Raw genomic sequence first — 10,575 nt, forward strand, 5'->3', positions numbered from 1 at the left:
CGCGCCGATGCTCGTCCTTCCTAGGCTGCAAAGGTTTTCTATCACGCTGAAAAGAAGACAAAGGGCTAAAATCAAGTTCATTTTAGCCCTTTGTCAACAATCTTAAAAGAGAACTCATTGGGTTCTCTTTTTCTATGAATAAAAGATGACGGTGATGATCGTTGCACATGCGATACCCATGCTGATATAAAAACCAGCAAACCAGATATTCCATCGAGTGATTCGGTAAGGGTTGACCTTCATCAAATCGGCTAATAGGGAGACAGATACATTATATGGGCTAAACATGACCGTTGAGGTTCCAGCGATAATGAGCATGATTGCGATGGGAAGGGCAGGCAGTTCATGAATGACAGGTGCCATCAAGCTCACTAAGAGAGCAAGCGAAACGAGCGGGTGAAAACCGCAAAGAGCGGTGATGAGAAAATACAGCCCGATGACCCCATAAACCCAAATGGCATGATCTGATATACTGACGATAAATGCTTGAATCGGCTGCAAGCTGTTTGTGACAAGCAGCATATCGACAAAGAAGCCCGCGCTTAAAAATAGACACATATAATTGGAGAGCTGGCGGGTTCGTTCTTTCCAATGGGGAATAGAGACAGCTACATATTGTTTTCGTTTTTTGATGATAGACGAGAATAATAGAGCGAAAGGAATAATCGTCAGCACAACAGCGAACAGATAACCTTTCCCAATCCAGGCGTCAACAAGCGAAACGACTGTCATAAAACTGAGCAGCATGAAAGCAAGCTGAATGGTTTTTCTCTTGATGCGATGAGGGTTGGAGTGAGCTTCCGCCGGCTGGATGATATGCGGCAATCGTTTGCTTTGACGAGAAAACAGCAACCAATCCGTCAACAGCACAAGCACCATTAAACAAAAGGTAACGGGTGCAATTTGATAATATTTCAATTTGGTCGCATCAATGGTGACACTCACCAGTACTTCGACAGGACTCCAGCTAAGACATAGCGCATATGACCTTAAAAGATTGCGCGTATAAAGGTGCTGTTTGACTTGTTCCTGAAGGGCGTTCAGCGACGTCTTCAAGGATGTATATAATAAGGGAATCGTTGCGATATTTAAAAACATGCCAAGAACATGAGTGACAAAAGAACTCTTGCGATAAAGCTGATTTGTACTCGTTGTATGTAAGGTAAGCAGTTTATTTAATTGAGTATCGAAATGTCCAACATGTATGAGAGAATGAATAAATGGCAACATGAAAAATAAAGAAAGCAAGCCTAGCATGGAATGAAAATGAAGAAAAAGCGTATGCAAAGGCTGTTCTGACCAGAAAAATAACACCAATCCAATCAAGAGAAACATAGCACCCGTTTTCAAATAAAGACCATTGGCCTTCTTAAAGGAAATGGTGAGCGAAGCAGCCGCCAGCAGACCAACCAAATAGGAGAGAATGGGAGCAGGGAATAGTTGATGAACGATGTATAAGCTAATAAGAAGTGTGAAAATGAGCAGGTAGATCATGATATCTCCTCCATCAAAACATCTATCGGTTTTATTCCGTACAGTGGAATTTGTTTTCTTTTAATGGAACATTTAAAATGGATTATAGCAAAATTGGTCAATCATGTCGATAAGAAATCAAAGGGGAAAAGGAGAAAGTGAACATGGCTGATAAGAAGTCAAAAGAAGAATCAGGATTGCGTACCGTTCAGCGGGCTTTGGATATTCTTTCTTGCTTTAGCGAAGAACGTCAAGAGTTGACGCTAACGGACATTTCAAAAGAGATGAACTTAGCAATGTCTACCACAACGAGACTGCTCAAGGCACTTGAAATGAATCATTTTGTGGAAAAGAACCAAGAGACGATGAAGTACCGGCTCGGTCAAAGACTTTATCTTCTCGGTTATATTGCTGGGAAGTCCATCAAATTGAGGGAACTGGCAAAACCGCTCATGTACACACTTCGTGATGAAACAAAGGAAACCGTCAACCTGTATGTGCTCGATCACAAAAGCAGGGTATGTATTGAACAAGCCGAAGGGCTGCAATCGATTCGGCATCTTGTGAAAATCGGTGAGAAGCTGCCGTTATACGCTGGTGCTGGTGGAAAGGTGCTGCTTGCTTTCCAAAGCGAAGAGTTTCAACAGCAAGTTTTCGCGTCTGAGGCTGATCACATGACGATGGAGGAATGGCAAAAAGAATGTCGTCATATTCTTGAAACGCATACCGCTTGCAGTATTGATGAACGGGAAGTCGGATCGGCGGCAGTGGCGGCACCGATCTTTAACATTCATGGGGAGGTGCAGGCATGTTTATCCATCTCTGGACCGACCCAACGATTTACTGAAGATGTCATCCCTCAATTGCAGCAAAAAGTGAAAGAGCATGCCGAGAAGCTCTCCGAACAGCTCGGTTACGTCGTCAAACACAATTTTTAAGAATGCCTATCTTTTCTCAGTCCATTTATCATATAATAGAAACATTATGTAGCATTCCTTGTCGTAAGGAGGACGTGTCACGAACATGAAAAACAATAGAGAGATTCCTGTGAGACAGCGAAATATTGTCCTCATTGGCTTTATGGGCGTTGGGAAAACAACCATTGGGCAGCTCGTTGCCAAAAAGTTATATAGAGATTTTATTGATGTTGATCAGGAGATTGAGAAAAAGTACAACATGACGATTCCAGAAATGTTTCAGCAAAAAGGAGAAGATTTCTTCAGACAGGCTGAAAAGGACTATATCGTCGATTTATGTGAACATGCTCAGCTAAAGATCGTGTCTCTTGGAGGCGGTGCGTTTAAACAGGAAGAAATCAAACGATCTTGCTTAAAGCATTGTACGGTTCTTTTCCTTGACCTATCTTGGGAGAATTGGAAACAGCGGCTGGATATTTTAATTGAAAACCGTCCTGTTCTTCATAACCGCACGCTTGACGAGATGAAAGAGCTGTTTGAAGAGCGCCGGGAAATTTATTCCCTTCATAACTCAAGAGTGGAAACAGATCATCTAGAAGCTGAAGAAGTCGCCAATTATATTGTCGACACACTCAAGCTTGGCTGGGATCTATATTCGAAATAAAAAAGTCTATCCTAAGGGGGTAGACTTTTTCTATTAGATCAGGAGTAGTCAAAGAAATCACAGTCTAAGTTGGATGATGGTTGAAAAAAAGAAGAAAAGATGTTTTTTCCTTCGTCATTATATCAAAATGTATGCATCCTCTATGTGGTGTGTCTAGCCGTTTGAAAAAAGTGGTGATCAAACTACAACGAGTTCAAGATGATGAGGTTTTTTGATTGATGTGGGAAACGAAATATATCTCTCATTTTCTTTTTTTGAAAAAATAAAATAGTATCTAAATTCTAATAATCATTTTTTGAATTATTATAATTTTTAAAAATATTGTTGACACCTTCGGTTAGATCATTCTATGATTATTAACGTAAACGCTTACCGTAAACGTTTACTATAACGGATGGGGAGGAATTTGTTGATGAAAAATAAAGAAAAATGGAGCGGTGTATTCCCGGCAGTCTTAATTCCTTTTAAAGATGACTATTCAATTGATGAACCTGCTTTTCGTAAGCTTGTTCGCTGGGTGGCGGAGCACGAAGGGATTAATGGGATCGTTGTCAATGGACATACTGGCGAGATTATGACTTTGCTGCCACATGAACGAGCTGAAGCTGTGCGTATTGCAGCCGACGAATTAAAGGGAGAAATTCCTGTCATTTCTGGGGTTTCTGCTGAAGGGACAATTGAAGCGATCCAGCATGCAAAAGCAGTGGAGGAAGCTGGTGGAGAAGGTATTCTTCTTATGCCGCCACATTCATGGCTGAGATTCGGTATGCAGCCTGAGTCACCTGTCCAATTCTTTAAAGATGTTGCAGAAGCAATTGATATTTCAATCATCGTCCATCAATATCCAACATGGACAAAAACCTCTTATACAACCAGTCAATTATTAGAAATGTCGGAGATTCCAAACGTTGTCTCATTTAAAATCGGTCAAAGAGACATGGCGCAATATGAAGTCGATGTGCGCGCACTGAAAAAGCATGCACCAGATGTATCATTGCTCACATGTCACGATGAATATTTATTGCCAACATTAGTTCAAGGAATTGATGGGGCGCTTGTAGGTTTCGGCTGTTTTGTACCAGATTTGATTGCTGAGCTTGTGAAATGTGTGGAAGAACAAGACCTTGTAGCGGCTAATAAAGTGTACGATAGAATCTTTGAATTAAAGCATGCTGTGTATAAAATGGATGAACCTTCCTCTACCTCTCATCTGCGAATGAAGGAAGCGATGTTCCAGCGAGGTTTGATCAGCAGTTCGCTTGCGAGGAAGCCAGTATTACCTTTAACTCAAAAGGAAAAAGAAGAGATTCGTCAGGGCCTTCAAAGTGTTGGTTTACTTAAGGAAAACGTTAGTAAATAACAGACCATTGATTTCATGATGAAGGTGAGTCGGGTTATAATAGAGTATAAAACAACAGACTCCCGGAGGTATGAAATGTGTCAGTAAGTATTAAAGATGTCGCATTGAAAGCTGGAGTATCTATCGCCTCTGTTTCCCGAGTATTAAGTGGCAAACCAGGAGTAGGTGCTCAAACGGCTGAAAGAATTAAACAAGTGATTGATGAATTAGGCTATCGTCCTAATTTAGGAGCTAGAGGGCTCGTTAAAAGAAAGACTGGCAATATTGCTGTCGTGGTTCCTCGTGGTTCATATATTTTGAATAATCCATTTTTTTCGACGATTTTAGATGGGATAGCGAAGGAATTAGATGATACTGAATTTAATATGTTGATGTCATTTACATCTGTACAGCAGCAGCGATTACTTGAAACGCAGGCTGTAGATGGTGCCATTTTATTTTCTCCAAGAAATGAAGAATTGAGCATGGATTGGTTAAAAAGTTTAGCTATTCCCATTATCGTTGTCGGAAGTTACTTAGAGGATTCTCCATTTCCATGTGTCAGGCCCGATGATGAAGAAGGTGTGTGCCAATCTGTCACGGCCTTATTTGATAAAGGTCATCGAACCATTGGACTGGTCAATGGTCCAATGAGTTCGATGCATAGTGTGAGGTATTACAAGGGGTATGAGCGTACACTGAAAAGTTTAGGATTAACAATGAACAAAGAGCTTGTGTTTGAGTTAGATGAATTTGATGGGGGAAAAGTAGTAGAAGTGGTTTCTCAATTTCTCCAAGGAAACCAGCACATGACTGGAGTTGTTTGCTCTTCAGATTTTTTGGCGATAGGGGTCATGAAAGCGGCAGATATCGCAAATGTGTCAATACCTCATGATTTGTCTGTCGTTGGTGCTGATGATGTGCCCATTGCAAGTTTTCTAACCCCTTCTTTATCTTCTGTTCATGTTGATTTAGTTGGAATGGGAAGAAAAGCGGTTTCTTTACTAACGCAGTTAGTAGAAGGAGAACAGTTAGAGAAGATGGAACATATCTTCCCGATGTACTATGTAGATCGTGGCACCACGGGAACGCCAAAAAAGAAATGATAGATGCTGAAAACTCATATGATCGCTTTAGAATGTCTCTTCATTTAAAATGTAAGCGATTTCTTTTGTGCTCATCAGCATGTACTTTTGCATCATTTCCTCTATTAAGGAGGAGATATCATGACGTTAGAACTCAGCGGAAATTCAAATTCTCATGATGAGCAAGTTGTTGATAGAGCTTCACAACTATTGACTAGGATGGAAAGTGTACCTTTTTCGAGATGGCATTTAAAACCTCGTATCATTATGGGATCTGCTACCTTTTTTGATGCTTTTGATGCACTATCTTTAGCGTTTGTTCTCCCAGTTCTCATCGGCATGTGGAATTTATCACCTGCTCAAATTGGTCTTCTTATTGGGTCTGGTTATATCGGACAAGCGATTGGTGCTATTTTCTTTGGGTGGTTAGCAGAAAGACGTGGCCGTGTATTTAGTGCAAAGTGGACTGTATTTCTCATGTCTATTATGAGTATCGCATGTGTATTTTCAGGTAACTTTATGGCCCTTTTTATTTTTCGTTTTATACAGGGGATTGGAGTAGGAGGAGAAGTGCCAGTAGCGGCCTCATATATCAATGAGTTGTCCCGGGCCCAAGGCAGAGGGAGATTTTTTATGCTCTATGAGATGATTTTTCCATTAGGATTAATGATCTCAGCTCAAATTGGTGCATTTGTTGTACCTAGCTTTGGGTGGAAATGGATGTTCTTGATTGGTGGAATTGGCGGTTTAATCGTCTTTGTCTTCTTTTTCATGTTACGCGAATCTCCAAGATGGCTTATTTCAAAAGGCAGGTTAGATGAAGCCGAAAGAATCATTGAAGAGATTGAAGCTAGTACGGACAAACGAATGCCTGTTGCAAAGCAAGTGTCCAGCAGCACTGAAAAAGGCGACTGGAAAGAGCTCTTTTCTACTTTTTATCGTAAAAGAACATTGATCGTATGGGGACTATGGTTTTCTGCCTACTTTGTATCGAATGGATTAAATAATTGGTTACCGAGTCTTTATAATACGGTTTACAATTTGCCAGTTGGAGATTCATTAAGGGCAGCCTCTCTCACAAATATTTTACAGACCATAGGGGTATTCGCTTGTGCATTTTTAATCGATAAAGTAGGACGGAAGCGTTGGGCAACCATTGCATTTATCGTAACAGGTGCTTTATTAACGGCTTTATGGATCAGCGGAGCAAATTCTCCAGAAAGCGTTATTTATTTAGGGTCCGCTGCCTACGGAATGATGGGGACAATTACAGTTCTTCTCTATTTATATACACCTGAAATCTATCCAACCCGTATGAGGGTAATTGGTACGGCATTTGCTACAGCGTGGCTTAGGCTGGCCTCAGCGATTGCTCCTATTATGATAGGTTTTATTTTAGAGGTGAGCGGTGTTTCAACTATTTTTATTCTTTTTGCAAGTGTGACTGTAGTGGGAGCAATTCTTGCTTTTAAAATGATCGAAACGAGAGAGAAAGTATTAGAGGATATTGCACCGTAAGTGATGCATGCAGTGAAGAACTTATTCTAAAGAGGGTAGGTTCTTTTTTTATTCAGAGGATTTACGTACACTTTTGAAAAAGCCTAACCTACCTCAGTTCAATTATCTTATAATAGAAACATTATCAGCACTCCTTGTCACGAACATGAAAAGTATATCTATCAGATAGTGGAAATGTATATTCATAATATAAAAGTCTACCGGCTAGGGTAGACTTTTTCGATCAGTTTAATGTTTGATCCCTTGAAGCAGTGTGGCTTTTAGGCAAAAGGATGTTGGCTGACGATGTTCGTCGAATTGCAGTTGAAACAGCTGTTTCGTTTCATCGTCTGCAGCATGAAGGTGGGCAACGATTTCCTTTTGAACATTCTCTGGTGTACGTCCTCGTATGATCCAGTCCTGATAATCAATATGCAGATCCCAGTAACGGATATCTTCTTTCGTCAGATGGTTGTCAGCGAAAAGCTCTTTCCATTCTGATAACGAGCTTTCTCGCACATGGGAGGGATCTCTCAGTCTATTTAAATGATTAATAAATTCATCCTGTGCTTGGTTTTCAGGTGCATAATGATCGACAAGTAGAAATTTGCCGCCTTTCTTTAAGACTCGGCTGATTTCAGACATGGCTGCCGGGAGATGTGGGAAGTGATGAGCAGCAAATCGGCATGTGACGAGATCAAATGATGCATCAGAAAAGGGCAATGCGTCTGCGGATGCCTGCTCAAACGTAATGTGGTTCAGCTGTCGCTCTTCCGCAAGTGCTGTAGCAACCTCGATCATTTTGGGTGTGACATCAATCCCGATTCCTTTAGAGATGACGTCTGAAAAGGAAAAAACGGTATGACCTGCCGCGCAGCCGATATCAAGTAGATGCTCATTGCCCTTTGCCTTCGCCGCCGTTTTCATCCATTCAAGTTCTTTTCCAGCTGCAAAGATGGGTGAATCTCGGTAGTTCTCTGCATTTTGTGAGAATTGTTTCTCGGCTTTTGAATATGGATTCATTCCTTTACCCCCTTTTTGTTGTTTCTTTATCGTAGGGTTCTTCCCGTGATTTGTCTAAGACATAAAAGATATGATATGAATAGTTAAAACCTATGAGGTGAGAGAAGTGGATATACGAATGATGGAATATGTCATGGAAGTGTACCGGCAGCAAAGCTTTACAAAAGCAGCGGAAAAACTTCACATTGCACAGCCCTCGTTAAGTCAGCAAATTAAAAAACTTGAGGAGGAATTAGATACTCCTCTGTTTATTCGGAAGTATGGACAAGTCACTCCTACACCTCAAGGAAACCGATTGATCAAAAGAGCAGAGATCATTTTGAAGGAACGAGATGATTTATTGCGTGAGATGGGGGAAGCTGCTTATGAGGTAGGGAAAGAACTGATGATCGGTGCGCCAGCTGTCACAGGGGGATATGTCCTGCCAAGTTTATTAAAAACCTATTGTCAAACGTATCCGCACGTTCACGTTCATTTGATAGAAGAATCGCCTCGTGAGCTAGAAAGACGTTTACTCGCTGGGAAACTGGATCTGGCGATTCTTTCTCTGTCTGTCGAGCATGAATCATTGAAAACAAAACAAATGCTGACAGAGCCGCTTCTCCTCGCCATTCCGCAAACGGCTCAACCGTGGTTGACGGATGAACTGAATGAAATCATCAATCAAGCGGAACAAGAAGGGTCTGTCCCGTTTCATCTTCTGGAAGATGCCCCATTTATTATGCTGAAAGAGGGATATGGCTTTCGGCAAGTGGTCACGGAACTGTGCCGTCATCATGGCTTTTGGCCGAGGATTGCATTTGAAACAAGTCATATTCAAACAGCTCAGGCATTGGTTGAAAATGAGCTAGGTGTGACGGTGGTGCCGAAAATGGTGGCACAAGAGGAAAGGAAAGCAGTCACTTATTTACACATTGATTCATGCCCAACCCGCACACTTGTGTTTGCATATGTGGAAGAAAGATATTTAACGAAAGCCGCTCAAGCCTTCATGGACCTTCAACAGAATCAAGGAAAAGCTTAAACAAACGTTTAATTAAACGTAAAAAGCAGGGGAGTCCCCTGCTTTTACCTTTTTTCAGCGTGATAGAAAACCTTTGCAGCCCTAGGAAGGACGAGTACCGACGCGGAGCGAATTTGACATTCGTGAGCACCGGCACGCAGGACTGACACCGAATGCGAGGGTTTGTCTACACGCTGAAAGCAGGGGGCCCCTGCTTTCTAATATAAATCCAGCCGCTGATCTGTCATGACGGGGATTTGTTGTCTCACTTCATCTACGAGCTGAAGATCAATGTTTGCATAATAAATGTCTTCTTCATCATTTGTCTCAAGTAGAATGCGTCCGAGCGGGTCAATCACCATGGAGTGACCAGGGAATTCAGTGTCTCTGCTTGTGCCCGTCCGGTTCACCGCAATCACAAATGACTGATTCTCAATGGCTCTTGCGATGAGCAGACTGCGCCAATGGTCCACTCTTGCTGACGGCCATTGAGCGGTATTAACAAGCACCTTCGCCCCTTTGTTCACGAGCGTCCTAGAAAGCTGAGGGAAGCGGAGGTCATAGCAGATCATCGCACCAATCTTGACATCTTCACCATAGTCAAATAAACCAAGCTGATCACCAGCGGTTAAATAGTTATGCTCATCCATTAAGCGGAATAAATGAATTTTATCATAATCTAACAAAAGCTCACCTTGGCGGTTAAACACATACATCGTGTTGGTGATATCTTCATTTGTTGTCCGTTTATTCAAGACACTTCCAGCGATGAGATACACTTGGTGCTGACGAGCAAAGGAAGAGAAGAGTTGTTTTGTTCGCTCGCCATCTGCATCGGCAAGCTCATCCGCTTGCTCTAACGCATAGCCGGTATTCCACATTTCAGGTAGAATAATCACATCAGGCTGCTGACGAATTGCTTCTTCTAAAAACGCTTCTGCTTTCTGAAAGTTCACATCAGGTTCTCCTATTTGTACGTCCATTTGAATCAGGGCGATGTTCATGACGGTCTTCCTCCTTTATTCGTTTCATGCAATGAATGGTTCGGTGATATTGCCTGAAGCATCTAGTCTTCAAGCCAGTTTCTTTATCATAAAGCTTTCCGCCATCTTTGCCAATAGAAATGTCAGAAGGTTTTGTTAAATGACTTTCTCAATCAAGAAATGAGTGGTATGATACTCATAACTAATAAAACAAAGGGGAATAGTATGATATGCAATTGTTCGATTTATCACTAGAAGAGCTAAAAAAATATAAACCAAAGAAAACAGCACGTCCTGATTTCGCAGACTTTTGGAAGAAATCGCTCGAAGAACTGCGCCAAGTGGAGGCAGAGCCAACACTTGAATCTTATGACTATCCAGTGAAAGGCGTCAAGGTGTACCGCCTGACGTATCAAAGCTTTGGACATTCTAAAATTGAAGGCTTTTATGCTGTGCCTGATCAAACTGGTCCGCATCCAGCGCTCGTTCGTTTTCATGGCTATAATGCCAGCTATGATGACGGCATTCATGACATCGTCAACTGGGCGCTGCACGGCTATGCAACATTTGGTATGCTCGTCCGCGGTCAAG

At 41.7% G+C, this 10,575-nt stretch carries 10 protein-coding genes; 7 read left to right on the forward strand and 3 right to left on the reverse strand.

Annotated elements, in window-relative coordinates; genetic code table 11:
- Positions 1-132: 132 nt before the first annotated feature.
- Complete coding sequence (locus MHI20_RS19115) at positions 133-1,494, reverse strand: hypothetical protein (protein WP_340940704.1); 1,362 nt, start codon at positions 1,492-1,494, stop codon at positions 133-135.
- 143 nt (positions 1,495-1,637) lie between these two features.
- Between MHI20_RS19115 and MHI20_RS19120 the strand changes: the two genes are divergently transcribed.
- From MHI20_RS19120 to MHI20_RS19140, 5 genes are all read left to right on the forward strand, one after another.
- The gene (locus MHI20_RS19120; protein ID WP_017366579.1) at positions 1,638-2,411 is read left to right on the forward strand and encodes an IclR family transcriptional regulator; all 774 of its coding nucleotides are present in this window, start codon (positions 1,638-1,640) and stop codon (positions 2,409-2,411) included.
- A gap of 85 nt (positions 2,412-2,496) precedes the next feature.
- Complete coding sequence (locus MHI20_RS19125; RefSeq protein ID WP_340940707.1) at positions 2,497-3,054, forward strand: shikimate kinase; 558 nt, start codon at positions 2,497-2,499, stop codon at positions 3,052-3,054.
- 412 nt (positions 3,055-3,466) lie between these two features.
- Complete coding sequence (locus MHI20_RS19130) at positions 3,467-4,414, forward strand: dihydrodipicolinate synthase family protein (RefSeq protein WP_039166333.1); 948 nt, start codon at positions 3,467-3,469, stop codon at positions 4,412-4,414.
- A gap of 77 nt (positions 4,415-4,491) precedes the next feature.
- A complete protein-coding gene (locus MHI20_RS19135) occupies positions 4,492-5,499 on the forward strand; it encodes a LacI family DNA-binding transcriptional regulator (RefSeq protein WP_340940710.1) in 1,008 nt (335 codons plus the stop codon).
- A 120-nt stretch (positions 5,500-5,619) separates the two neighbouring features.
- Positions 5,620-6,996, forward strand: a complete 1,377-nt coding sequence (locus tag MHI20_RS19140) for an MFS transporter (protein ID WP_024718969.1) — start codon at positions 5,620-5,622, stop codon at positions 6,994-6,996.
- Between the two features lie 228 nt (positions 6,997-7,224).
- Here MHI20_RS19140 and MHI20_RS19145 read toward each other — a convergent pair whose 3' ends face one another.
- Positions 7,225-7,998, reverse strand: coding sequence for a class I SAM-dependent methyltransferase (locus tag MHI20_RS19145; protein ID WP_340940712.1), 774 nt, complete (start codon positions 7,996-7,998; stop codon positions 7,225-7,227).
- A 118-nt stretch (positions 7,999-8,116) separates the two neighbouring features.
- Between MHI20_RS19145 and MHI20_RS19150 the strand changes: the two genes are divergently transcribed.
- Complete coding sequence (locus MHI20_RS19150; RefSeq protein WP_340940718.1) at positions 8,117-9,022, forward strand: LysR family transcriptional regulator; 906 nt, start codon at positions 8,117-8,119, stop codon at positions 9,020-9,022.
- A gap of 197 nt (positions 9,023-9,219) precedes the next feature.
- Here the strand turns inward: MHI20_RS19150 and MHI20_RS19155 are convergent, their stop codons facing one another.
- Positions 9,220-10,005, reverse strand: a complete 786-nt coding sequence (locus MHI20_RS19155) for a carbon-nitrogen family hydrolase (RefSeq protein ID WP_340940714.1) — start codon at positions 10,003-10,005, stop codon at positions 9,220-9,222.
- 209 nt (positions 10,006-10,214) lie between these two features.
- Between MHI20_RS19155 and MHI20_RS19160 the strand changes: the two genes are divergently transcribed.
- The coding region (locus tag MHI20_RS19160; protein WP_340940716.1) for an acetylxylan esterase at positions 10,215-10,575 on the forward strand (361 nt) is incomplete at its 3' end.

The organism is Bacillus sp. FSL K6-1106 (assembly GCF_038005245.1).
GTDB lineage: Bacteria > Bacillota > Bacilli > Bacillales > Bacillaceae > Bacillus > Bacillus altitudinis.